The organism is Congregibacter sp., from assembly GCF_965660375.1.
Taxonomy (GTDB): domain Bacteria; phylum Pseudomonadota; class Gammaproteobacteria; order Pseudomonadales; family Halieaceae; genus Congregibacter.
Window position 1 is genome coordinate 26,268 of sequence record NZ_CBFHZO010000121.1, and the last position, 24,067, is coordinate 50,334.

Consider the following 24,067-nt stretch of genomic DNA (forward strand, 5'->3'; position numbering starts at 1 on the left):
TAAGGCAACCGCCCTGGGGAATCTATTCGATGCCACCGACGCGGTCAAAACTGGGGATGCTGAACAGCGAGTCCCAATGCATCCAGATAGCAAAAGCCTTACCTACTATATCGCGCTCGCTGACCTGCCCCCAAACGCGGCTGTCAGAACTGTTGTCGCGATTATCCCCCATCATGAAGTAATGTCCCGGCTTTACGGTGACCGTAAAATCCCTTCCCGGACGCATGAGGTTGATCTGTTGCAGATGGCTTTTGCCGCCGAGCTCTGACATCCCCATCTGGTAGCGTGACCGTCCGTCCGGCACCACCGCTAAAGGCTCAAAGGGGATTGGCTCGCCATTGACGTAAAGGCGCTTGTTGCGATAGCTCACCACGTCACCGGGAAGACCGATAACCCGCTTGATGTAATAGGTCTTGTTGAGGTGGGGTGGAAAAAACACCATGACATCACCCCGCTCCGGCTCGCTGATAGACAGCACCTTGGTCCTCACCACGGGCAGGCGGATACCGTAGATAAATTTATTGACCAGAATGTAGTCACCCACCTCGAGGGTCGGAACCATAGAAGAGGAGGGAATCTGAAAGGGCTCCGCGATAAAGCTGCGCAGCACAAATACCACTGCAAGTACCGGAAAGAAGGATCGGGAATACTCCACGATGGTGGATTCCCGCGGTAGAGTCTCGGCCGAGGCTGCAAATTGCCGGGCATCCGCAGACCCCTCCTGGTTCCACTGGGGAAACTGCTCGCACAGCGCGTCCAGGCTTTTCTGCCTGCCCGGCGCCCAGAGGATGCGGTCCGCGAGCCAGATGAGGCCGGTACCAAACACCAAAACCAATAAAATGAGGGGGAAATCAAGCGACATAGGCGCTCCTGTTGATAGCGACCAAACCCAAAATCAATCGACTTTTAGCACTGCAAGAAAAGCTGACTGCGGTATTTCCACACGTCCCACCTGCTTCATGCGTTTCTTACCGGCTTTCTGCTTCTCCAACAGTTTACGCTTGCGGCTCACATCGCCACCGTAGCATTTAGCCGTCACATTTTTACGCAGTGCCTTCACAGTCTGTCGTGCAACGATCTTTCCGCCCACCGCCGCCTGAATGGCCACGTCGAACATCTGACGGGGAATCAGCTCTTTCATTTTTTCTGTGAGCTGCCGCCCACGGTACTCCACCTGATCGCGATGCACGATGAGGGCCAGGGCGTCCACACGGTCACCGTTTATCAGTACATCCAGTCGCGACAATGTGGCCGTCTCAAAACGATCGAAGCTGTAATCAAGGGAGGCATAGCCGCGACTGACAGATTTCAGACGATCAAAGAAATCGAGGACTACGTCGGCCATGGGGATATCGTAGGTCAGAGATACCTGGGAGCCAAGGAACTGCATATCCTTCTGCTCTCCCCGTTTTTCCACGCACAGGGTAATGACATTGCCCAGATAGTCCTGCGGCACCAGAATATTGCAGCGGGCAATGGGCTCGCGCATTTCATCCACATCACCCATGTCGGGTAGCGCCGACGGATTGTCCACGCGCAGGGTTTCACCGCGTTTGGTGAGCACCTCGTACACCACCGTGGGCGCGGTAGTGATGAGGTCGAGGTCGTATTCCCGCTCGAGCCGCTCCTGAATAATCTCCATGTGAAGCATGCCCAGAAAACCGCAGCGAAAACCGAAGCCCAGGGCATCGGATGTCTCGGGTTCATAAAACAGGGACGCGTCATTGAGGGTCAGCTTGGCCAGGGCTTCGCGGAAGTCCTCGTAATCATCGGTAGACACGGTAAAGATCCCCGCATAGACCTGAGGTTTTACCATTTTAAAGCCCGGCAGGGACGGCACATCGGGCATCTTGGCGTGCACCAGGGTGTCGCCCACGGGCGCGCCGAGAATCTCCTTGATACCGGCGACGACGTAGCCCACCTCGCCTGCCTGAAGGCACTCCCGGGGCTCCCGTTTAGGTGTGAATATGCCCACCCCGTCCACCTGGTGCTGTTTGCCCGTGGATTTCGTAATGATGCGATCCCGGCGCGTCAATACACCCTGCTTTACCCGCACCAGCGACACGACGCCGAGATAGTTATCAAACCAGCTGTCGATGATCAGCGCCTGGAGCGGCGCCTCACGATCACCCTCCGGGGGTGGAATGTGATCCACGAGGTATTCCAGGGCATCTTCGATACCCAGGCCGGATTTCGCGGACACCAAGCAGGCGTCTGTGGCATCGATACCGATAATCTCTTCAATTTCCAGCCGAACGCGATCCGGATCCGCCTGGGGCAGATCCATTTTGTTGAGTATGGGGAGTACTTCAAGACCCAGTTCGATAGCGGTGTAACAGTTGGCGACGGATTGCGCTTCAACCCCCTGCCCCGCATCTACCACTAAGAGCGCGCCTTCGCAGGCCTCCAGGGAACGGGATACTTCATAAGAGAAGTCGACGTGTCCGGGAGTGTCGATGAAGTTCAGCTGGTAGGTCTCACCGTTCCTGGCATGATAATCAAGGGTCACGCTCTGAGCCTTGATGGTGATGCCCCTTTCTCGCTCGATATCCATGGAATCCAGGACCTGAGCCTGCATTTCGCGGGAGCTCAGCCCCTCGCAGTGCTGAATAAAGCGATCGGCCAGCGTCGATTTCCCATGGTCAATATGGGCAATGATGGAAAAATTACGTATGTGATCAAGGTCACTCAAGGGGTGTGCTCACTAGAACGGCGAAATCCGGGGCCTCCTGCGGAGACCCCGGTAAAAAGCGCGGCATTGTAGCCCAGTGCGGCGGTCGCCGCTACGAACCAGGCAAATTGCCGGGCTCGGAACCTGGACACTGCCTGACTGAGTCAGCCTTCAAGGCGAAGCCCGATGAACATCGGAGACCCGCGTCGGATCAAACGTAGCGGCACGGACGCACCATCATCCAGCCCACCGATGATCTCACTGAAGTCTTCCAGGGACTGCACCGGCGTGGCTCCCACCGCAGTGATCACGTCACCGGGCTGCAAACCCGCCTCTTCGGCGGGAGAACCGGGCTCGATGGTGCGCACCACTACACCGCCGGCAAGTTCCCAGCGTGACAGCACCTCCTCTGGCGCTTCCTCTACAACAATACCGAGTCGACCGCCGCGTTCCCCATCGGCCGCACCGTTGCGGTAAGCCTGATCCACGCTGTCATCTGCGTCGAGGCCACCGACCTCTACCTCGATAGTTTTCTGTTTGCGATCTCTGACAATGAGTACCTCAACCTCAGTGCCCGGTGCAATGAGTCCCACCACGTGAGGGAGGTCTGCGGAGGTTTCGATGGACTCACCATCGAACTCTATGATGATGTCGCCGGGCTCCAGACCCGCGTTACTGGCGGGCCCGTCGTTGGCAATCTGGGAAATCAACGCTCCGCGGGGCCGATCCAGCCCAAAGGACTCGCCAAGATTACGATCCACGTTCTGTATGGTAACGCCCAGCCAACCGCGGATAACGGTGCCATCTTCTTTCAACTGACTGACGACGTTACGCACGACATTGACGGGGATCGCAAAAGAAAGACCAATGGATCCGCCGGCACGGGTGGTAAAAATCTGCGAGTTCACACCCACCACTTCGCCGTCGAGGTTGAACAGGGGACCGCCGGAGTTCCCCGGATTGATAGCGACGTCGGTCTGAATAAAAGGCACATAGTTCTCGCGACTGCGTGTGGGCAGGCTGCGTCCCTTGGCACTCACAATTCCGGCAGTGACCGAATAGTCCAGGCCAAAGGGAGAGCCGATGGCAAGCACCCATTCGCCCACGTCCAGCGCGTCATCCGCGCCCAGCACAAGGTAAGGCAGGTCCTCGGCATCAATGCGAAGCAGCGCGAGGTCCGAACGGGGGTCAAGACCGACAACTTCCGCTTCGTACTCTCGACGATCTGACAGCCGCACCGTAACAAGGTCCGCATCTTCCACAACGTGGTGGTTGGTCACCACAAAGCCATCGTCGGAGATAATAAACCCGGACCCCGTCGCCATACGCTCCTGCTGAGGGCCCTGGGGTGGATTGGGCATTTGGAAGTAGCGACGGAGGAACTCGGGGATCTCCTGCTCGTCAATCTGAGACGGGCCGCGGCTGCTCGCCTCCACGATGATTTTTACCACCGCTGGCGACTGCTCCGTAACGATCCCCCGAAAGTCAGGTAGCTCTGCTGCCTGACCGGGTATCGCTGATAACAACAGCGCGAGCACTGCGGCGGTCAACACGGTGATTCGTGCAGCTCCCAAACGATAGCTCATAAATGTCTCCCACATAAAAGAATTCGATCCAGAAAAGTTTGTATCCAAGATTCGCGGTGCGCGGCGATTTGGATCAGCTGACACCCGTCACCCGGGGTTGCAGACCAGGGTCGGCACTCATGCGCCGACTCAGGACTCGCAACAACAGGAGCCCCGCAGCCAGACCGGAGGCCGCCGCGATGGTGACCCGAAAATCCATGGCAGCCTGGGTCAGCCCGGACGACGCCCAAAGCTGATCGGCGAAGCCCGCAGCGGTAAGCATGGTCAGCAGGGGCATCGCGTAAAGCAGCCACGCCGCTCGAAGAAACCCCTGCTCCGGCACGGAGATTTCCACCGTGTCATGAAGACTGACCACAATTGATTTATCAGCGGGCAAAGCAGCCTTCAACAGCCCCTTCGATACACCCGCGCGGGCGCTGTTAAGCATCCCGTGACCGCAACCGGAACGGGCAGCACAGCTACCGCAGCTTGATTGTCGCAGCGTTTCCACCCACACGGCGCTGCCTTCTACCGCGACGACGCGCGCGCTTTCAGTGAGCATGATTTCGGCTCAACAACGCCGTGGAACGGACCGCCTTCATTGAAGACGCACAGAGTCAGCGAGCATGCGCGCTGTGTTGGTGGGGATCTCACCCAAAACCGTTACCAGCACCGGACGCCTGTCCAGAAGCGTGCCGCGGGTATAGGCGACGGTACTGCCCTGGCGCTCCACCCCCTCCCCCGGTTTGATGGCCGCTCCCAGAGGCTCGAGAAATACGGAGAATGATGCCAGACCATCGGTATAGCTTTTTCTCTGGGATTCCATGGGCACAGAATCTGTGGGCATAAACCCCTCGGGCAGCCATGCGAGATCCCAGGCTATACCCCGGCGCAAGTACTCCGACTCCCGGGGGTGCGGATGGCTTGCCTCGTGCTCCACCACCGCGTCTGTCGGCTGGCGTGGCGCCATGACGAGACTGGCGAACTGAAACTGCTCCAACACGCTCTGGTCTGCGGCAAAAGTGGATGATTTCAAAATAAGGGCGGTGTCCTTATCCAGCTCAAGGACGTGTCCGAAGCGGTACATATCTTTGGGCTCAACGCGGAGACGCAAAGACGCACGACCTGCGATCCTGTCACCGGGCTGTACTCTGAAGCGATACACCGAAGTGAGACCGCAAAAAGCGCCGTCGCTGGCGTCGGTCGACCGCAACAGCTGATGCCCGGGGTGCATGCATTCTGTGGGATGGCCCGTTCGCTCCACCAACGCGTCCTGACCGGTAAGCCGCGACAGCTCCTCCGAGGACTGGCCATCGTTGACACTGTGAGAGAGCTCCATAATCTGCATGTCGTTGCCTCGCTGCAGCGTCACTACCCCACTGTAGTTCACCCGCTGGGCATTGCTGGACATCGCCTGAAGAAGCCGCGCTACGGAGGGATCCAGGGCATCACACTGTGGTTGCGCCGCAACGAAGGTCGCGGTCAGACTCAGCAGCACGCCGCTGAGTGCCGCGAACAATCCCTGTAACAAGCGACTGCTTTCTTTAAAGATGCGCTGGAGACTCGAGTCATTCACTGCGAAACCCACCATTTGCTTACTGCTCAATCACCGGCACCCGTGCGAAGGGAAGCATGCCGTGTGGGGTATTGAGAGAGGCATGCTCAGCGTGCTCTTGGCTATAGCGGCGCAGGCGCTGCCGCGCAAGTTCACGGTAGGCAGTGCGGTCCGCAGGTTTCAGCGTGGGCACGGCCCGGGTGCCATAGCTTGCTTGCACGGGCACTGCACCGGTGGTGTTCACTACCCCTACGGGAAGAGGAGCCACCCGGGCTACAGTATCGCTGTCATTATTTGACGAGGTTGCCGCCAATTGCTGTCCGCCCATGACAACCACCATCGCCACAGAAGCGGCCACGGCAAAACTACCCAGGGCACGACGCCAGTTACCCGCGTTGCTTTGCTCCAGAGCAGGCTCCGCCTCGATTGCGCGTCGCACGGACACAGCGAAGTCCGCTGCGGGGCGCACCGTCTCACCCTTCATGGCAGTTCGCGCCACGTGCAGGCGATACCATCGGGCTCGCAATTCGGGGGAGCTATCCAGGTTTCGAAGCACCCGCCGGAGCTCAAGCTCCTGAGCCTCGTTGTCCGCAAGCGCTGATAAGGTTTCCGCCGCGGTGGTTTCCGGACTGTTGCTTTCGGCGTTACGCATGCTGACTATCCCTATTGTTCATAGCTACTACTGGCAAAATTACTGACCATCCATCTGCTGCTGCACAATTTTGTCGATCGCTTCGCGGGCTCTGAAGATTCTCGAACGCACCGTTCCCACGGGGCACTCCATCACTGCCGCGATCTCTTCGTAACTGAGACCATCAAATTCCCGTAAAGTTACCGCTGTTCTCAAATCATCTGGCAAATCGTCAAGCGCCGCATGCACCCTGGTCCGCAGTTCTTCCCCGAAAAGCGCATTTTCAGGAGTTTCCCCGTCGCGAAGAGCGTCACCCGCCTCCAGATACTGCGCATCACCCACATCCACATCCGACCCCGGCGGTCTCCTTGACCGAGACACCAGGTGGTTTTTAGCAGTGTTGATCGCAATGCGGTAGAGCCAAGTGTAGAAAGCACTGTCGCCCCGAAAGTTGGGGAGCGCACGATACGCCTTGATAAAAGCTTCCTGTGCAACATCCTGCACTTCATCCGAATCATTCACGTAGCGGCTAATCAGGCTCATGATTTTTTGCTGGTACTTGATGACCAGCAGATCAAAGGCGCCTTTGTCGCCCCTCTGAACCCGCACAACCAACTGCTTATCTGTGACCGAAGCGGTCAAACGTCGCACTCCTCCATGATGCACGGCGTCAGCAACCGCATGCTGCCTCACCTGCCAGTTATAGACACCCGCAGCGCACTGCAGTTCCCTGTGAACTATTCACGCTTGCCCTGCGTTTTATCAAGCGAGCCTGCACAGCATCCTCAAAGGTGTACCGACAGGGCAATAAAACGGGCATGATACCCGTCATTCCAAATTGTTGATAAGGATTATCTGCGCGCAATGAGCACGCATTATCGCCACGACGTCGTGATCATTGGACGCGGCGCCGCAGGTCTCGCCCTCGCACTGCGACTTCCCGGAGAGTATCGCATCGCAGTACTTTCCAAGGGCGATGTCAAACAAAGCTCCACCTACTGGGCTCAGGGCGGTATGGCCGCAGTGCTCCACGCGAGGGACAGCGTCGATGCCCATGTGGAAGACACGCTCCGCGCCGGCGCCGGCCTGTGCCACCGGGATGCGGTGGAATTGACTGTTTCCCACAGCCGGGAAACCGTAGCTTGGCTCGCCTCCCTGGGTGTTGACTTTGACCTCCGGGAAGATAGGGATGCAACTCAGTCTCCGGAATATCACCTCGCCCAGGAAGGCGGCCATAGCCACCGAAGAATAGTTCATGCTGCCGACCGCACCGGTGGCGCCATTGGCGAAGTACTCGAAGAGCGCGCCCGTCAGGCGGACAACATCGATTTATTGCCGGGACGGGTTGCGGTGGATCTGGTTGTTCGGGATGGACGCTGCAAAGGCATCTATGTGCTGGATGAGAAAGAAGATCGCGTCGATCTCTTTGAAGCCGGCGCCGTGGTGCTCGCGAGCGGCGGCGCCAGTAAAGCGTATCTCTATACAAGTAACCCCGACGGCGCGAGTGGAGATGGTATCGCGATGGCCTGGCGGGCCGGTTGTCGCGTCGCCAACCTGGAGTTCAACCAGTTTCATCCCACCTGTCTTTACCATCCGGACGCAAAATCTTTTCTCATTACCGAAGCGCTACGCGGAGAAGGTGCCCATCTGTCACTGCCGAACGGAGAGCGGTTTATGCCCGCCTTTGACAAGCGCGCGGAGCTTGCGCCCCGGGACATCGTGGCCCGGGCCATCGACCATGAGATGAAGCGACTGGGCGCTGACTGCGTCTACCTGGATATCTCCCATCAAGAACCGGAGTTTGTCCGCCAGCACTTTCCAACTATTTATGAGCGCTGCCTCGAATTCGGTATCGACATTACCAAAGACCGGATTCCGGTGGTGCCTGCCGCCCATTACACCTGCGGCGGGATCATGGTGGATGCTCGTGGATGCACCGACGTAGACGGTCTCTACGCCATCGGGGAGTGCTCTTTTACCGGGTTACACGGTGCCAATCGCATGGCGAGCAACTCTCTCCTCGAATGCCTGGTCTATGCCCAGGCCGCAGCAAAACACATTGATGGCGAGGGAGTGCAAACAAATAGCGATGAAAGCCCGCCCCCCTGGGATGAAAGCCAGGTGACCAATTCCGACGAGGACGTAGTAATCTCTCACAACTGGCATGAGCTCCGCCGTTTCATGTGGGATTACGTTGGCATTGTGCGCACCAATAAGCGTCTCCAGCGGGCCCTGCGGCGCGCCGAACTGCTCCAGGGGGAAATCGCCGAGTACTACAGCAACTACAAGGTTACCAACGACCTCCTGGAATTGCGTAATCTGGCCATGGTGGCAGAGCTGATGATTCGCTGCGCCATGGAACGAAGAGAGAGCCGCGGCCTGCATTTCACTCTCGATTATCCTGAGCTGCTGCCAGACCCTAGAGACACCATCCTTGCTCCCGAAAATTACCGCCCACGATAAACTGACTCAGCGAAGTTTCTTTTAGCGTGCGGAAAAATCCCGCGCGTGATGTTCCAGGCGAAGCTCCCGGCGCAGGAGTCGCCAGTGCTCGAAGGACACAGCATCAGGAAAAACAACCAGCGTACGATAGCCCCCTGGCTTCTTACGCGCGGGGCTCCAATGGATTTCCAGCCAGAGCACAGACGCCAGGTTGCCGTGGCTTTTCACGGTACAAAGCTGAGCGCATGGATCTCCCGGATAAATACAGGACCACGGTGCTCCAGGCTCTCCCAGCGTCCCTCGGTACAGGGTCAGACCCCGCGGATTCACTCGAGAGAAGGACCATGCCAGGAGCAACAACCCCAGGGCGGCCGGCATCATGCTGCTATGGCTGCCCACAACCCCGGTAATGACACAGGCCAGACACAGCCCCAGGGACGCACACTGCAGGGCCTGCAGGCGTTGGGAGTTACAAAGGCGTATCCTCAGACCGTCGCGCATCGAGAATGGCCTTCACCATTTGTGCGTGCTCCCCGTCCTCGGGCACATGCTTGCGCAAAAACCAATCAAAAAGCTCCTGATCCTGGCAGCTCATGAGTGCCCGGTAACGATCCCGCCCCGCTCCGTCAAGGTGCGAGTAGTGCAGTCGCACGTAGGGTTCAAGTATAAGGTCCAACTCAAGCATGCCCCGGCGACTCGCCCAGCGCATTCGTTTATGTTCCTCGTCCATGGAAAACACCCGCTTTTTCGATGCGCGGGAGTATAGCCGAGTCGCGGCACGGGTTATGATTCCCCGCAGCAGTATCCAAAGCAAGCTCGATGAGCAATCAGGAGGTATTTTGGACCGTTTTGCCTGTTTTCTCCCCGCGGAAGCCATGATTCATCTTCGCGGCAATAAAGTTCCGGAGTTTCTCCAGGGGCAGTTGACCTGCGACACACGCCAATTGAGCCCCGAGCGAGCGATCATGGGTGCGCTGTGTAACGTAAAAGGTCGTGTACTCAGTGATCTTACGGTGGTGTACATCAGTGATTCGCATCTGATACTGCGACTCCGTCGCTCCCTCGCACCCACCATCGCCAGGACCCTTGAACGCTACGCGCAATTCTCCCGCATCAGCGTTGAGCTGGAGGCATCCGAGCATTCTATCTTTGCTTTGGGCGGTGAGAACTTCGATGTAGATGATAGTGGGGATGATGTCAGAGACGCGTCAGGTCCTGGCTCCCTGCCTGTGGCCTCCCGCGAGGGAGCACTGTTTATCAGGCGGAGTGCCTGCCACGGCGAGTTAATTGCCATCGACGACAACAGCGCCCGGGCACTCGCGGCCCAAGAGACAGTGTCCCCCGCAGCGAGCGGGAACGCCTCGGCAAACGCCCCGTTATCCTGGGAGCTGGCGACACTTCGAGCCGGCCATTACGCTCTGGAGCTGAATGACCTTGAGTGCTTCACACCCCAGGCATTGAATTACGACCTCAGCGGTCTGGTGGCCTTTGACAAGGGTTGCTACACCGGCCAGGAAATCGTCGCCCGGCTGCACTATAAGGGTCGCAGTAAAAAACGCCTGCAGGTTCTCGAAGGCCCGAAGACGTTGAAACAGATAGCACGCGATACACCTCTGCACAGCGACTCAGGACAGGTCGTGGGCAGCTGCCTTCGTTGTGTATCCATGCGCGGTAGCCACCCGCTCATCGCCGGGGAAGTGCTCAGCGACCACTTGCAGCAAACGCTTTATTTAGACACGGGCGATCGCCTTGACGCGGTGACCCCGGAGCGCCAGGACTCGTAGATACCCCGATGCCCCCTCCAAGCGCGGGGTAACGCTCGTATCGGATGGAGCATTAAGCGTCTACTGACCAGTTTATGGCGTCGCGGCCGTGTGCGCGGAGGAACGCATTGGCCTTTGTGAAATGCCCGCAGCCAAAAAAACCCCGGTAGGCGCTCAGGGGAGATGGATGGGGAGCTGTAAGCACACAGTGCCTTTGCGCATCGATAAAAGCGCCTTTCTTTTGCGCGTGGCCTCCCCAGAGAAGAAACACTACAGGCTCCGGCCCATTGGCCAGCCGCGATATCACTGCATCGGTGAACAGCTCCCAACCTTTTCCCGCATGGGAACCCGGGCGTCCCTCCTCAACGGTGAGCACGCTGTTGAGCAACAACACGCCCTGCTTCGCCCAGGCTTCAAGACATCCGTGGGAGGGAGCGGTTATTCCCAGATCCTCATGCAGCTCCTTAAAAATATTCCGCAGCGAGGGCGGTATCGGCGTGCCACGCGTCACCGAAAAACTCAGCCCGTGGGCCTGCCCGCGCTTGTGGTAAGGGTCCTGTCCGAGGATCACAACGTGCACATCTTCGGGGGACATGTTTGCGAAGGCACCAAACACCTGATGAGAAGGCGGAAACACTGCAACACCAGTGCTTCGTCGCTCCTCAAGAAAAGCGCATAAGCTCCGCATGTAGTCAGATTCAAAGTCACTTCTCAAAAGTGCACACCATTCGTCAGGGACGGAATATTCAAACATCTTGGTTCACGCCTAACTCCAGTTTTCTGTGTGTTGAGGTTAGCTTAAGGGTTCCCCTGGAGGCGACCTAAAGCCCTCAGGGAAACCCTTACTGTGCTTCAGAGTCGACAGCTTCTTCCGTATACTCTGCCTGATTAATCTGCCTGACTACTCAGGCAGAGGTGCAGCCGCGCGACCTCGCGCTTGCCTCGCTTAACGAGATTGCGAACTTTATGAGTGATAACAAGGCCGCGTTACCCGCCTATCTTCGGTTACCCGATGGCCTTCGCGTTGCCGGCATCGCCGAAATCACTAATTCCGGCTCCCTTTTGCTCAAGCCCAAGCAGGCTATTTCTCCTCTGCCGCCTGAGGGACTTCCCGTCCACCTGGTCATTGCCGGCTTACCGGACGACGATGAAGCGCAGATCAGCATCGGTGGAAGCATCGAAACCGTTAACGTCCGGGAGGTACTCATCAACCCGGATGATGATCTCCCCGATAGGGTCCTGGAAGTGATGGACCCCGATGCCATCGTCTGGCTCCCGGACGCCGAGGAAGCGGAGCGTCTTGTTAACGAGATGCTGACGGTAGGGCACTCGCAACTATTGCAGGCCATGAAGCGTTTTCTCGTGGAACTCGGCGACCGCCTTTTTGATCTCTCAACCTCCTCGCGTTACGGCATCTCCGGTCAGCATGCTCACTATGATGCGCTCAACGTATTGAAGCGCAACAATGAGGATTTTCTCGAGGATTTTTCCAATGCCCTCACCGCGAGCACGGAGACACTGGAAAAAGAAAGCGCAGGACAAACTTTTGCGGATCTGGAGGCTGCGTCGGCACGCAGCCTGAATCTTGTTGCACTGGATGAGATGGACCAAAAACTGGCGGTGGATAAAATCGTCAATAACCTCATCGAAGCGCACCGGGTAGAACTCGAGTGCCTGACCATTCGCACGGCGCTGGTCAGCGACCGGGAGCCGCGACGGGCACGGACGCCGTTTCACCCGGCTTATGTTTTGCAGGCGTTTATGGATGCCCTCGAGCCCATAACCGATAGCCCAGTGGTCATCCAGGATAGCCTGAAAGCATTTCAGAACGCCTACGCGCCACAGATGGGAAAGCTTTATCCCGAGCTCAACCGTATTTTTACCAACGCGGACATCGAACCCGGGCTGGAAGAAGACATCCGGGAAAATGGATCGCTGCTAAATCCCGTGGAAAAGCGCATTATCAAGTCTACCGTGCGCACCAAGCCAGCCGTGGAAAACGATGCATCCCGGGAGACCTCATCGGCACAAAGCGACCCTGCGGATGCAGCAAAACCTGATGCCTCAGCAGGCAATGATAGCCCCAGTGAATCAGCAGCAGGGGGTGGGTTCAGGGACGACAGTGATACTTCGCCCACGGGTGACGCTATCAGCGCAGCCGGCACCTCCGAAACCGGTGGCACTTCCGAAACCGGCGGCAATAAACATGATGCCATGTATGACGCAGTCATCAGCGCCCTTGATACGAACCGTGAGCGATCGGAAAGCGGCAGCATCACGGCGACCACCCCGAGCGACACCAAGGCGACGGTCGACAGCGCCGGGGAGGACTCGGTGCCGGCACAGGACAGCGCTGCCGTACCTCAGGCGACCCTCGATCAACAGCAGCTGCTCAACGCGCTACTTTCGTTACAGGCATCCCAGCCCCCCGCCCAGTCCCTGGGAGAGCTGCAGCCCCTCGAAACGCTCCTAAAGGAGCATGGCGGTCTGGGTGACGATGTCGCGCTGGAGCGGGACGGCGCCAATCACCTGAGTTTCGTGGACGCGGTCTTCGATACCTTGAATCGCAATTTCGAAGTCAGTGACGACATGGCACCCAGCCTGGCACAACTGCGGGTCCCTCTGGCACGGCTATCCCTTCACGAACCCCGGTTTTTTGCCCAGCCGGACCACCCGGCACACCAGCTGCTGGACAAGATTTCCAAGCTGGCCAGTGCGGACAACACGCTCAACCGCTCATTTCAGACAAAGGTGGCGGAGATCGTCGAGCGCGTTGCCAGGGATTACAGCGATGACAGCACCGTATTCTCGGAGGCACAGGGAGACCTGAATACACTCCTGGCCCAGCAGAACCGCTCCCTGGACAGAAACGTCGAGCGTGTTGTCAGCGGCCTCCAGGGTCAGGAGCGGCTGACACGGGCACAGCGGAGTGTCGAAAACCTCCTAGACCGGCATCTGGATCGGGACAGCGCACCCCGGGCGCTCGTAGATCTCCTCGATGGGGGCTGGCGTCAGGCGCTCGTACAAATCGCCCTGCGCGAGGGTGAAGACAGCATCGCCTGGCAGGAAGAGGAGTCACTGCTGCAGACTATGGTCACGGATGTCCGTGCGTCCGGCGAGGGAGAGCTTCCCAGCCTCGAAATCAAAGATATGCAACACCGTCTTCAGGCGCTTAACCGACGGCTGAATGCCTCAAACCCCGGTTCCGTGGCCCACGAGGCGGCTCTTCGCAGAATCAACGCGGTAATCACGGGTAAGGCACCCGCGGACACCACCAGCTACCAGCCACAGGTTGCAGCCGCCGGGCGCCCCGACCCCGAGCGCGTAGCGCAGCTGCCGCGTCTGCGACGCTGGCTCAAGCGCGTGGAGGCCCTGGAGCCGGGGGCAAAGTTGCGTTATCAGGCAAAGGACGGCCGGCAGCGAGAGATGCGCCTCGTATGGATGAGCAAAGACCGCGATCAGTTTGCCTTTGTCAACGAACGCGGACAAAAGATCGCGGAAATGAGCGCTATCCAGCTGGCGCGTCAGCTTAGCCGGGGAGCACAGACATCCACACCCGTGGACGAGATGTCGGTGCTCGAGCAGAGCATGTACGGCACCCTTGAAGAGGCACAGAAAACACTTAGCTTTGACAGAAACTGTGACAGCATCACCCAGTTGATCAAGGGCGACTCACTCATGCAGCAGCTGCAGCGCACCCTGCGGCACTCCCATGCGCGTGGCAGTGAGCACGCTTTCCTGCTGCTGGACATTGACAACTTTGCCCTGGTTAATGATGTGTTTGACGACACCATTGGTGATGAGGTGCTTAACGAGTTTGGTCATCTCCTCAGTCAGATGAATGATCGTCGTGCGCTCACCGCCCGCATCGACGGAGACCAGTTCGGCATCATCCTCACCTACCGCGACACCGATGAGGCGCGACGTATCGCCGACAAAATACGCGTAGATATTGCTGCAAGCAGCCTCTCCATCAGTGGTGAAAGCGTGTCGTTTACCGTATCCATTGGAATCGCCAGCGTTTTGCAAACCAGCGAAAGCCCCGCGTCCATTACGGAGCAGGCGCGGCAGGCCCTCAGCATGGCCAAGAGCCAGGGTAAAGACCAGGTCATGGTGTACGACATCGATCAGGAAGAGGTCATGAACTACAAGCTTGAACGGGCCTCCTCCCGCAAGCGCCTCGATGATGCCATGTCAACGGACAGTCTGGTGCTCCGTGCCCAGCCGATCGTCCAAAGCGCCGTAGACGGGCGGGAAGGCGCCAAGCATCACTACGAAATCCTGCTGTCGCTCCGCGACGACGACGGCGAACTACAGTCGCCCCAGGATTTCATCATGTCGGCGGAGCGCTTTGGCTACGTGACTCTCGTGGACCGCTGGGTGCTCAAGGAAGCATTCTCTTGGATTTCGCATCTCATGGATGCGCAAAAAGAAGTTCCCGAGCTCTCCATCAATCTCTCGGGCACCAGCATCATGGACATTGATTTCCTTGACTATGTGCTCGAGCAAATTTCGGAGCACGGCGTGGGCACCAGCAGACTGTGCTTTGAAATAACCGAGACCGGCGCCATCGACAATCTGCCCCTGGCGGCGGATTTTGTCCGCACGCTGAAAAACATCGGCTGTAAATTTTCCCTGGATGATTTCGGGACCGGACTTGCCAGTCACAAGTACCTCAAAGAGTTGCCGGTAGATTACGTCAAGATCGACGGCACCTTCATCACCGACATTCATCGCAATGAAACCGATTACGCGATGACCAAGTCTATTAATGACCTGGCGCATTTCCTGGGACAGAAGACCGTCGCCGAGTGTGTGGAGGACCTGGAAATCGTGCCCGCACTGCGCGAAATTGGGATCGATTATCTTCAGGGCTGGGGAATCGGCATGCCCCGGGAGCTGCACGAGATCACCGAGGAACTTGCGGACCTAGAGACCTGACAAGTTTTTCGGCCAGGCCCCTAAGTTGATGTGGATCAAGATGCATCCTGGAGGGTGCTGCTAGCCTGTTGATCTTAATTTACAGACAGGCCTGTTTTTGATCATGAACCAGATAATCGGCAGCAGCGAGCAAACCCGTCGCCTACCCAGCGAATGGGAGGCCGGCATGAGCATGGCGCGTAAATATGCCACCAGCGGCCCGCGCTACACATCCTACCCCACCGCACCGCAGTTTTCGGAAGAGTTCGATCTGACGAGGTACCGCAACTGGCAGGGGCGCCGAGAACATCATGGCGATCCGCTGTCACTCTATGTACACCTGCCCTTCTGCCATGACATCTGCTACTACTGCGGTTGCAACAAGGTTGTCACGCGCAAGGAAGGTGTTGCGGCACGCTACCTGTCACAACTTGCTAAAGAGCTCGAGATGCAGAGCCAGATAGTTGGGAAGGATCGCCCTATTACCCAGATGCATTGGGGTGGAGGCACGCCGACCTATCTCAACGACGGCGAAATCACCGAGCTCATGCACAGCCTTGCAAACCGCTTCCGACTATTGGACAAGGGCTACCGTGAATACTCCATTGAAATCGATCCGCGCACGGTTTCGTCATCAACCATTGCACTGCTCAAGGGCGTGGGTTTCAACCGTATCAGCCTTGGCGTTCAGGACTTTGACGAGCAGGTACAAAAAGCCGTAAATCGCATTCAGCCCTACGCCCAGGTGGCAGAGCTGGTGGAGGCGACACGGGCCCACGGTTTCCGCTCCCTGAGCTTTGATCTTATCTACGGCCTGCCCTATCAGGACCATGTGAGCATGGCAGAGACCCTACGCAAGGTCATCAGCCTGCGTCCGGACCGCATCGCCTGCTACAACTACGCTCACCTGCCCGAGCGCTTTTTGCCCCAGCGCTCCATTGATCGACACACGCTCCCGGAGCCCGAGGAGAAGCTTCTCCTTGCGCAGATGATCAGTGCGACCTTGCAGGACGCTGGCTATCGGTACATTGGCATGGATCACTACGTTCTCCCGGAAGACGAACTGGCCCGTGCACAGGGTGAATCCCGTCTGCAACGGAATTTTCAGGGTTACTCGCTGCAGCTGGCCGACGACCTCCTGGGGCTGGGAGTCTCGTCTATCAGCCAGATCGGCGACTTCTATCTGCAAAACGCCCGCGATCTTCCCGAGTATTATCAAATGCTGGATGATGGGCAGCTACCCATAACCAAAGGCTACAGGATCAACAGCGAGGACAAGCTTCGTCACCGGGTGATCATGTCGCTTATCTGTGATCTCAGCCTGGATATCACCGAGGTAGAACGGGAATTCGGTATCGACTTTCACAGCCACTTCGCTGACGCTTTGGACGAACTGACGGAGGCTTTTGATGACCGCTTGTTGGAATTTGATGCCGGCACTCTTCGCGTGACACCCGCAGGTCGCCCCTTCCTCAGGAACCTCTGTATGCCCTTTGATGAGTATCTCGAGCACCACAGCCGCAGCGGTAAAGCCAAGTTTTCAGCCACAGTTTGACTCACTGAGCAATGTAAAGTTTAGTTGACAGCTGTGCAGTGGGTCGATACCTTTTTGCCCATAGCCGGTACGGGAAAACACAGCAGTGAACACGCAGTTAATCGATATAGAAAACCCGCAGGCTAAATCCTGTACACACGACTATCAGGTCAACTGCAACAACTGTCGCCTCAGCTCCATCTGTCTACCCTTCTCTCTTGAGACGACGGAAATCGATGAGCTAGACCGTATTGTTCAGCGCAGTAAGCCGCTCCAGAAGGGCCAGCACCTCTACCGCGAAAGTGATGATTTTGAATCCGTGTTTGCCGTGCGCTCCGGCACTATAAAAGCCTATCGGACGACGGACGACGGCCGGGAACAGGTAACAGGTTTTTACTTCCCCGGTGAGCTTCTTGGGATGGATGGCATCAGCAACAACAGCTATGCGTCGTCAGCCAAAGCCCTGGAGACCGCGTCGGTGTGTGAAATCCCTTTCAACTCCCTGGAAAAACTCAGTGCCAGCATGCCGCAACTGCAGCGGCACTTCTTTCAGATTATGAGCCGGGAAATCACCGAGGACCAGCAACTGATTACCCTGCTGTCGAAGAGTTCAGCGGACGAGCGTGTCGCAGCGCTCATCCTCAGCGTGTCCACCCGTAATTCCCGGCGCCAGTTGAGTGCCACCCGGTTCCGCCTCAGCATGTCGCGGGTGGATATTGGTAATTACCTGGGTCTCACCGTTGAAACGGTAAGCCGAGTGTTCAGCCGTCTTCAGAAACTCAAGGTACTCGCGGTGGAAAATAAGGAAATTGAGATTCTTGATATCAAGGCGCTGCAAGAAGTCGCAGACGCCCGTTAGGCCCACCAGGAGGCCGGATTAGGACCCTGACAACCAGATTCTTGCAGCGACGGTGATTCATCGTCCCTGGGTCAGATTTAATGAACGTTCTTGCATCGCTTATTGATGCAGGTCAACAAAAGCGGCAGCGACTGCATTAAAATGCCGCCTGTCAGATTTCTCATCGGGGGATAACGAGAATGATCCAGCACACCTTTGGACTGCTATTCAAGCCACGCCAACAATGGCAGGCCATCGCAGACTTGCCAGAGAGCTCCCAAAACCTTCTGGTGATCTATCCCTTCGTATTTGCGCTCCTGCCGGCCATTGCCTGGTATTGGGGAACGGGTCACGTAGGCTGGACCGTAGGTAGCTACAACGAGGTCATCAAACTCACTGACGCCAGCGCCCTGCAGGTAAACGTTCTTTTCTACTGTGTGATGGTCGCCAGCGTTGCGGCCATCGGCTACGCCATCCACTGGATGTCCAGCACCTACGGCGCCGCACACTCCACTATTGCCAAAGGCATCGTTATCGCCGGTCTTACGGCAACGCCGCTGTTTATTCTGGGCCTTGTCGGGTTTTACCCCCTTCTCTGGGCAGACCTTCTCATCGGCGTTGTCGCCATCAGCTGGGCGGTATATCTCATGTATCTCGGCATCCCAATTGTCATGGATATTCCCCAGGAACGGGGCTTTCTTTTTTCCAGCGCCATACTGGCGATCGGACTGGTTCTGCTGGTATCCATCATGGTCGTGTCTATTTTGGCCTGGGATTACGGGGCGGCTCCGGCCTTTACCGACGGTTAGTAAAAAGCGCTATAAGTAAAGCCGCGGGCAGCATCCGCGGCTCAGTGAGACATCAAGGTTTCACTCGCAGCAACAGCAAACAGGCTCTCACGAATTAACAGGAATTACGGGTAACAACCATGAGCGAACTAAACGCAGCACTGGAGCATCCTGTCTACAACTATAAGGTGGTACGGCAATTCGCGATCATGACAGTGGTCTGGGGCATCGTGGGCATGCTTGTGGGGGTGTACATCGCCGCCGAGCTGGTCTGGCCAGCCCTGAACCTCGGGCTTCCCTGGACAAGCTTCGGGCGTCTCCGACCCCTGCACACCAACGCGGTGATCTTTGCCTTTGGCGGCTGTGCTCTTTTCGCTACGTCCTATTACGTTGTGCAGCGCACCACCCAGGCTCGCCTGATCTCCGACAAACTCGCCGCGTTTACTTTCTGGGGCTGGCAGGCCGTTATTGTCCTGGCGGCAATCACCCTCCCCCTTGGCTACACCACCAGTAAAGAGTACGCAGAACTGGAATGGCCCATCGATATTCTCATTACCGTTGTTTGGGTTTCCTATGCCATCGTGTTTTTCGGCACCCTGGTGAAACGGAAAACCAGCCATATTTATGTTGCCAACTGGTTTTTTGGCGCCTTTATTATCACCGTGGCAGTGCTGCATCTTCTCAACAGTGCCGCTCTACCGGTCGGCATGACGCTCAAGTCCTATTCAGCCTACGCGGGTACTGTCGATGCCATGGTGCAATGGTGGTATGGCCACAACGCCGTGGGCTTTTTCCTTACCGCCGGCTTCCTGGGCATGATGTATTACTTCGTGCCCAAGCAGGCTGAGCGTCCCGTCTACTCCTACCGCCTGTCCATCGTGCACTTCTGGGCTCTTGTGTCCGTGTATATCTGGGCCGGACCACACCACTTGCACTACACCACACTCCCGGACTGGGCCCAGAGCCTGGGCATGGTCATGAGTCTGATCCTCCTCGCACCCTCCTGGGGAGGCATGATTAACGGCATCATGACGCTTTCGGGCGCGTGGCATAAGCTTCGCCACGACCCCATTCTGCGCTTCATGGTGGTAAGCCTGTCTTTCTATGGCATGTCAACCTTTGAAGGCCCCATGATGTCCATCAAGACAGTGAATTCCCTGTCTCACTACACGGACTGGACCATCGGCCACGTGCATTCCGGTGCCCTGGGTTGGGTGGCAATGATCTCCATTGGCTGCCTCTACCACCTGATACCCAAACTCTACGGCAAGGAGCAGATGTACAGCACCGACCTGATCAATGTGCACTTCTGGATGTCCACCATTGGCACCGTGCTTTACATCGCTGCGCTCTGGGTAAACGGCATCATGCAGGGCCTCATGTGGCGCGCCTACAACCAGGACGGCACCCTGACCTACGCCTTTGTTGAGTCGGTGGTGGCGAGCTACCCCGGCTGGATCGTGAGGGTACTCGGAGGCGCTATCTTCCTGGGAGGCATGCTGATCATGGCCTACAACGTATTCATGACCATTCGCAAAGAATCGCCGGCAGCGGCGCCTGCTGCGGCCACGGCTTAAGGAGCGAACCCATGTCATCTCACGAGAAAATCGAAAAAAGCGTTCCCTTACTGATTATCCTGGTCATCGTAGCGATCAGCTTCGGTACCCTGGTTGAGCTCGTGCCCATGATCTTTTCCAAAAAGATGGCGGAACCTATCGCCGGGCTGGAACCGTACTCCGCCCTCGAGCTCGAGGGTCGCGATATCTACATCCGCGAGGGCTGCAATACCTGTCATTCCCAGATGATCCGTCCCCTCCGTGCGGAGACAGAGCGCTACGGGCACTACTCCGTAGCAGGAGAATCGGTCTACGATCATCCGTTCCTGTTTGGCTCCAAACGCACGGGCCCGGACCTGGCACGGGTTGGTAAGCGCTACTCCGACGCCTGGCACCGGGCACACCTTTACAACCCCCGGGACGTGGTGCCCGAATCCAACATGCCGGCTTTTCCCTGGCTGTTCAAAAACGACATTAACGCAGAAGACACGCCGGCAAAAATGAGCACGCTCAAGATGCTTGGGGTCCCTTACAGTGAAGAAGATATCGCCGCCGCTGCCAGTGCAGTAGCCGGCAAAAAAGAAATCGACGCTTTGGTGGCCTATTTGCAACAACTGGGCACGCTGATCCAAACGCGGCGCTAAGCAGATGGATATTAATGACTTAAGGGGCATCAGTACGGCATTTTTGCTGATCGCCTTTATCGGACTTGTGATCTGGGCCTACAGCAGTAAGCCCAAAAAGGATTTTGAAGAGGCCGCCAACCTCCCTTTTGAAGATGACGATCTTGGGCAAACCGGCAGACAAAAAGGAAACCAACAATGACTAGTTTTTGGAGTGGCTGGGTAATCGTACTCACAAGCGTCACCCTCATCCTGGTGACCTGGCTGTTGTTTGCCAATCGCAAACGAAACGCGATAGACGAGAAGACTACCGGGCATGTCTACGATGGCATTGAAGAATGGGACAACCCCCTTCCCGGCTGGTGGTTCGCCATGTTCGTTATCACCATCGTCTGGGGTATCGGATACCTCGTGGCCTACCCCGGAATGGGCAACTTCCCCGGTGTTCTGGGGTGGAGTTCCGTTACTCAGCATGAACAGGAAGTTGCGGTCGCTGATGAAAAATTCCGGGCGATGCGAGACAAGTATCTTGCCATGTCCATTGAAGACATCTATCAGGACCCGAAGGTGCGCAAGATGGGCATGCGTATCTATGGCAACAACTGTTCCCAATGTCATGGTCTGGACGCGGCGGGTGCACTCGGCTTCCCGAACCTCACAGATGATGATTGGCTGTATGGTGGATCCCCGGAGGCGATCAAGCACACTCTGGTAAATGGCCGTCAGGCTGCGATGCCTCCCTGGGAAAGCATATTAGGTGAGCAAGGTATCGTAGAGACTACGGCCTACGTCCTCTCTCTGAACAGCCGTGACGCGGATGAGACGCTGGTGGCCGCGGGAGAACAGCATTATCAGACCTACTGCATTGCCTGCCACGGTCCTGAGGCCAAGGGCAACATCGCAATGGGAGCGCCTAACCTGACCAATGGCATATGGCTTTACGGCGGCAACGAAGAGCAGATAGCCCACAGCCTGCGCATCGGACGCAACGGCCAGATGCCGGCGTTTGGTAATACCCTCAGCGAGGACAAAATCCATCTTGTTACTGCCTACATCTACGGACTGAACAAGTAACGAGACCCTGCGAAATAGATACCGCATAAAAATAATTACCGAAGGCAACCGCCCTGGCGATCGGATTCAGAACGCCAGGGACTAACGCCACGGGAGTGGCCACTGTGCATCAGTAGTGGTGAAAAAGTATGTCTGACCCTGATCTCATTAACGTGCAGGAGATCGCACCCTCGGAGGTCGCTGAGCTCGACCTCTACCAAAAGCGCGAGAAGATTTACACGCGTAAAATCGAAGGTTTCTATCAGCGGCTCCGGATGTTTACCGGCTGGCCTATGCTTCTGGGCTACTACTGCATCCCATGGATCAGTATCAACGGCCGCCAGGCCGTGTGGTTTGACCTACCCGAGCGCGAGTTTCATATCTTTGGGCTGACTTTCTGGCCCCAGGATTTTTCTCTCCTTGCCTTTCTGTTGATCATTTCAGCCTTTTCTCTTTTTGCCATCACTGTGTCTGCGGGGAGGGTCTGGTGCGGCTACAGCTGCCCTCAAACCGTATGGACAAGCATGTTCATGTGGGTGGAGCAAAAAGTCGAAGGCACACGGAATCAGCGTATCAAGCTCGACAAACAGCCCTGGTCCCTCAAAAAAACCCTGAAAAAAGTAACGAAACACGGTGGGTGGCTTTTCATAGCCTTTCTCACCGGCATGACCTTTGTTGGGTATTTTCATCCGGTTAGAGAACTCACTTACGAATTAGCCACTTTCTCTACGGGCAGCTGGCAATTACTCTGGACTGTGTTTTTTACCCTCGCCACCTATATAAATGCAGGGTGGATGCGCGAGCAAGTCTGCAAGTACATGTGCCCCTATGCGCGCTTTCAATCAGTCATGTTTGATGCGGACACGCTAATTGTTTCTTACGATGCAAAGCGTGGCGATCCAAGAGGTTCACGTAAAAAATCCCTTGATCACCATGAGGCAGGCCTTGGCGACTGCATTGATTGTGATCTTTGCGTTCAGGTCTGCCCCACGGGAATCGATATACGCGACGGCTTGCAGTACGAATGTATCGGCTGCGCATTGTGCATCGATGCCTGCGACTCGGTGATGCGCAAGATGGGCTACGAGCCCGGACTGGTCCGCTACACCAGCGAGCGCGAGCTTGAGGGAGGCAAAACCCATTGGCTCCGTCCACGCATTATCGGCTACACGGTTATGCTCACCCTCATGGTGGGTGTTTTCAGCTATAACATTGCGTCGCGCATTCCGCTGGAACTGACGGTGATAAGGGATCGAAACAACCTTTACGTGGAGACAGCGAACGGTGGCGTCGAGAACATCTATCGGTTGCACATCGTGAACATGGACGGCTCACCCCATGAGTATCTCCTCAGTCTGGACGGTCTCGAGGGGGCTACAATTAAAGGCAGTACGCGCTATTCCCTGGATGCCAGCGAGGATCGAGAGGTGACCTTGCGGGTGGCAGCCAAATCGGCCGACCTAAGCGCCCCCAGTACAAGCTTTACCTTTGAAGTTGTTGCCGAGGATATGCCCTCCCTGCGGGCGAGCACTGAATCGCGATTCATGAAACCGCTATAGTGGCAAACTTATCTCATCACCCCTGCAGCAACGGGACTTACAGACATGACTAAGGGCAATAAACATACGCCCCGGCGTGAAGATACGGAACCCTGGTACCGCCAGTTCTGGCCCTGGTTTCTAATCGCACTGCCGGGATCCGTGGTGATTGCAGGGCTAAGCACGCTCTACATCGCCAATCGCTACTCGGACGATCTTGTAGTGGACGAGTATTACAAAGACGGTCTGGCTATTAACAAAGAGCTGGGTAAGCAGGCCGCTGCCGAGGAGCTTGGTATCGCCGCAGAGATCAAGGTGCTCGGCCGTCGGGCGCAGGTGCGTCTGGTCGGTGCCATAGCACCCGGGGATCTCAATTTGCGCTTCTCCCATCCACTGGAGGCAGACCGCGACTTTAAGGTCGCCCTGGCTGCGGTCGCTCCCGGTCTATACCAGAGCGACATCCCCGCTGATCTTTCGCCGAACTGGCATTGGATACTGGAGGCCCCGGACAACGCCTGGCGCGTCGACGGGTCCCTCAGTGCCACAGACTTCATAGCCGTTACTGGCAACAGCTTGCCCTGAGCGATGTC

22 protein-coding genes are annotated in these 24,067 nt (G+C 57.0%); 12 read left to right on the forward strand and 10 right to left on the reverse strand.

Annotated elements, in window-relative coordinates:
• Positions 1-22: 22 nt before the first annotated feature.
• The 7 genes from lepB to rpoE all read right to left on the reverse strand — a co-directional run bounded on the left by lepB (position 23) and on the right by rpoE (position 7,064).
• Positions 23-862, reverse strand: a complete 840-nt coding sequence (gene lepB / locus ACTG3T_RS12675) for a signal peptidase I (RefSeq protein WP_439102644.1) — start codon at positions 860-862, stop codon at positions 23-25.
• A 33-nt stretch (positions 863-895) separates the two neighbouring features.
• Entirely contained in the window at positions 896-2,692 is a 1,797-nt protein-coding gene (lepA, locus tag ACTG3T_RS12680) for a translation elongation factor 4 (RefSeq protein WP_439102645.1), read from the reverse strand.
• A gap of 143 nt (positions 2,693-2,835) precedes the next feature.
• Positions 2,836-4,257 (reverse strand): Do family serine endopeptidase, encoded by a 1,422-nt coding sequence (locus ACTG3T_RS12685; protein ID WP_439102646.1) that lies wholly within the window; start codon positions 4,255-4,257, stop codon positions 2,836-2,838.
• A 73-nt stretch (positions 4,258-4,330) separates the two neighbouring features.
• On the reverse strand, positions 4,331-4,798 hold the full coding sequence (locus tag ACTG3T_RS12690; protein WP_439102647.1) for a SoxR reducing system RseC family protein: 468 nt from the start codon (positions 4,796-4,798) through the stop codon (positions 4,331-4,333).
• Between the two features lie 36 nt (positions 4,799-4,834).
• Positions 4,835-5,842 carry a MucB/RseB C-terminal domain-containing protein gene (locus ACTG3T_RS12695; protein ID WP_439102648.1) on the reverse strand — a complete coding sequence of 336 codons (1,008 nt, stop codon included), beginning with the start codon at positions 5,840-5,842 and terminating at the stop codon, positions 4,835-4,837.
• On the reverse strand, positions 5,832-6,443 hold the full coding sequence (locus ACTG3T_RS12700; protein WP_439102649.1) for a sigma-E factor negative regulatory protein: 612 nt from the start codon (positions 6,441-6,443) through the stop codon (positions 5,832-5,834). Before ACTG3T_RS12700 ends, ACTG3T_RS12695 begins: the two co-directional genes overlap by 11 nt.
• A 39-nt stretch (positions 6,444-6,482) precedes the next feature.
• On the reverse strand, positions 6,483-7,064 hold the full coding sequence (gene rpoE, locus ACTG3T_RS12705; protein WP_439102650.1) for an RNA polymerase sigma factor RpoE: 582 nt from the start codon (positions 7,062-7,064) through the stop codon (positions 6,483-6,485).
• 222 nt (positions 7,065-7,286) lie between these two features.
• On the opposite strand from rpoE, the gene nadB reads away from it, so the two are divergent.
• Complete coding sequence (gene nadB / locus ACTG3T_RS12710) at positions 7,287-8,885, forward strand: L-aspartate oxidase (protein WP_439102651.1); 1,599 nt, start codon at positions 7,287-7,289, stop codon at positions 8,883-8,885.
• Positions 8,886-8,906: 21 nt separating this feature from the next.
• On the opposite strand, the gene ACTG3T_RS12715 is transcribed toward nadB, so the two are convergent.
• Positions 8,907-9,365 carry a hypothetical protein gene (locus ACTG3T_RS12715; protein ID WP_439102652.1) on the reverse strand — a complete coding sequence of 153 codons (459 nt, stop codon included), beginning with the start codon at positions 9,363-9,365 and terminating at the stop codon, positions 8,907-8,909.
• Positions 9,334-9,594: a succinate dehydrogenase assembly factor 2 gene (locus ACTG3T_RS12720; protein ID WP_439102653.1), complete on the reverse strand. Its 261-nt coding sequence runs from the start codon at positions 9,592-9,594 to the stop codon at positions 9,334-9,336. Before ACTG3T_RS12720 ends, ACTG3T_RS12715 begins: the two co-directional genes overlap by 32 nt.
• On the opposite strand from ACTG3T_RS12720, the gene ygfZ reads away from it, so the two are divergent.
• Entirely contained in the window at positions 9,593-10,648 is a 1,056-nt protein-coding gene (ygfZ, locus tag ACTG3T_RS12725) for a CAF17-like 4Fe-4S cluster assembly/insertion protein YgfZ (protein WP_439102654.1), read from the forward strand. The two genes, ACTG3T_RS12720 and ygfZ, sit on opposite strands and share 2 nt — an antisense overlap.
• 52 nt (positions 10,649-10,700) lie before the next feature.
• Here the strand turns inward: ygfZ and ung are convergent, their stop codons facing one another.
• The gene (gene ung / locus ACTG3T_RS12730) at positions 10,701-11,381 is read right to left on the reverse strand and encodes a uracil-DNA glycosylase (RefSeq protein ID WP_439102655.1); all 681 of its coding nucleotides are present in this window, start codon (positions 11,379-11,381) and stop codon (positions 10,701-10,703) included.
• 212 nt (positions 11,382-11,593) lie between these two features.
• Between ung and ACTG3T_RS12735 the strand changes: the two genes are divergently transcribed.
• The 10 genes from ACTG3T_RS12735 to ACTG3T_RS12780 all read left to right on the forward strand — a co-directional run bounded on the left by ACTG3T_RS12735 (position 11,594) and on the right by ACTG3T_RS12780 (position 24,059).
• Entirely contained in the window at positions 11,594-15,568 is a 3,975-nt protein-coding gene (locus ACTG3T_RS12735) for a DUF1631 family protein (RefSeq protein WP_439102656.1), read from the forward strand.
• A gap of 103 nt (positions 15,569-15,671) precedes the next feature.
• Positions 15,672-17,102 carry an oxygen-independent coproporphyrinogen III oxidase gene (gene hemN, locus ACTG3T_RS12740; RefSeq protein ID WP_439102657.1) on the forward strand — a complete coding sequence of 477 codons (1,431 nt, stop codon included), beginning with the start codon at positions 15,672-15,674 and terminating at the stop codon, positions 17,100-17,102.
• 85 nt (positions 17,103-17,187) lie between these two features.
• Complete coding sequence (gene fnr, locus ACTG3T_RS12745) at positions 17,188-17,940, forward strand: fumarate/nitrate reduction transcriptional regulator Fnr (protein ID WP_439102658.1); 753 nt, start codon at positions 17,188-17,190, stop codon at positions 17,938-17,940.
• Between the two features lie 179 nt (positions 17,941-18,119).
• Complete coding sequence (locus ACTG3T_RS12750) at positions 18,120-18,728, forward strand: Yip1 family protein (RefSeq protein WP_439102659.1); 609 nt, start codon at positions 18,120-18,122, stop codon at positions 18,726-18,728.
• A gap of 119 nt (positions 18,729-18,847) precedes the next feature.
• A complete protein-coding gene (gene ccoN, locus ACTG3T_RS12755) occupies positions 18,848-20,284 on the forward strand; it encodes a cytochrome-c oxidase, cbb3-type subunit I (RefSeq protein WP_439102660.1) in 1,437 nt (478 codons plus the stop codon).
• Between the two features lie 11 nt (positions 20,285-20,295).
• A complete protein-coding gene (ccoO, locus tag ACTG3T_RS12760) occupies positions 20,296-20,907 on the forward strand; it encodes a cytochrome-c oxidase, cbb3-type subunit II (RefSeq protein ID WP_439102661.1) in 612 nt (203 codons plus the stop codon).
• A gap of 4 nt (positions 20,908-20,911) precedes the next feature.
• Positions 20,912-21,088 (forward strand): cbb3-type cytochrome oxidase subunit 3, encoded by a 177-nt coding sequence (locus ACTG3T_RS12765; RefSeq protein ID WP_439102662.1) that lies wholly within the window; start codon positions 20,912-20,914, stop codon positions 21,086-21,088.
• Positions 21,085-21,960: a cytochrome-c oxidase, cbb3-type subunit III gene (gene ccoP, locus ACTG3T_RS12770; RefSeq protein WP_439102663.1), complete on the forward strand. Its 876-nt coding sequence runs from the start codon at positions 21,085-21,087 to the stop codon at positions 21,958-21,960. The genes ACTG3T_RS12765 and ccoP overlap by 4 nt, the downstream gene beginning before the upstream one ends.
• Positions 21,961-22,088: 128 nt before the next feature.
• Positions 22,089-23,498 carry a cytochrome c oxidase accessory protein CcoG gene (ccoG, locus tag ACTG3T_RS12775; protein ID WP_439102664.1) on the forward strand — a complete coding sequence of 470 codons (1,410 nt, stop codon included), beginning with the start codon at positions 22,089-22,091 and terminating at the stop codon, positions 23,496-23,498.
• Between the two features lie 45 nt (positions 23,499-23,543).
• Positions 23,544-24,059, forward strand: coding sequence for a FixH family protein (locus ACTG3T_RS12780; protein ID WP_439102665.1), 516 nt, complete (start codon positions 23,544-23,546; stop codon positions 24,057-24,059).
• Positions 24,060-24,067: the final 8 nt, after the last annotated feature.

Coding starts and splice junctions, on each gene's coding strand:
- ACTG3T_RS12750 (WP_439102659.1), top strand. CDS start 18,120: ATGATCCAGCACACCTTTGGACTGCTATTCAAGCCACGCCAACAATGG.
- ACTG3T_RS12735 (WP_439102656.1), top strand. CDS start 11,594: ATGAGTGATAACAAGGCCGCGTTACCCGCCTATCTTCGGTTACCCGAT.
- ccoP (WP_439102663.1), top strand. CDS start 21,085: ATGACTAGTTTTTGGAGTGGCTGGGTAATCGTACTCACAAGCGTCACC.
- ung (WP_439102655.1), bottom strand. CDS start 11,381: ATGTTTGAATATTCCGTCCCTGACGAATGGTGTGCACTTTTGAGAAGT.
- ACTG3T_RS12715 (WP_439102652.1), bottom strand. CDS start 9,365: ATGCGCGACGGTCTGAGGATACGCCTTTGTAACTCCCAACGCCTGCAG.
- lepB (WP_439102644.1), bottom strand. CDS start 862: ATGTCGCTTGATTTCCCCCTCATTTTATTGGTTTTGGTGTTTGGTACC.
- ACTG3T_RS12690 (WP_439102647.1), bottom strand. CDS start 4,798: ATGCTCACTGAAAGCGCGCGCGTCGTCGCGGTAGAAGGCAGCGCCGTG.
- ccoO (WP_439102661.1), top strand. CDS start 20,296: ATGTCATCTCACGAGAAAATCGAAAAAAGCGTTCCCTTACTGATTATC.
- ACTG3T_RS12780 (WP_439102665.1), top strand. CDS start 23,544: ATGACTAAGGGCAATAAACATACGCCCCGGCGTGAAGATACGGAACCC.
- ACTG3T_RS12720 (WP_439102653.1), bottom strand. CDS start 9,594: ATGGACGAGGAACATAAACGAATGCGCTGGGCGAGTCGCCGGGGCATG.
- ACTG3T_RS12765 (WP_439102662.1), top strand. CDS start 20,912: ATGGATATTAATGACTTAAGGGGCATCAGTACGGCATTTTTGCTGATC.
- ACTG3T_RS12700 (WP_439102649.1), bottom strand. CDS start 6,443: ATGCGTAACGCCGAAAGCAACAGTCCGGAAACCACCGCGGCGGAAACC.
- ccoG (WP_439102664.1), top strand. CDS start 22,089: ATGTCTGACCCTGATCTCATTAACGTGCAGGAGATCGCACCCTCGGAG.
- ACTG3T_RS12685 (WP_439102646.1), bottom strand. CDS start 4,257: ATGAGCTATCGTTTGGGAGCTGCACGAATCACCGTGTTGACCGCCGCA.
- ygfZ (WP_439102654.1), top strand. CDS start 9,593: ATGGAAAACACCCGCTTTTTCGATGCGCGGGAGTATAGCCGAGTCGCG.
- hemN (WP_439102657.1), top strand. CDS start 15,672: ATGAACCAGATAATCGGCAGCAGCGAGCAAACCCGTCGCCTACCCAGC.
- ccoN (WP_439102660.1), top strand. CDS start 18,848: ATGAGCGAACTAAACGCAGCACTGGAGCATCCTGTCTACAACTATAAG.
- nadB (WP_439102651.1), top strand. CDS start 7,287: ATGAGCACGCATTATCGCCACGACGTCGTGATCATTGGACGCGGCGCC.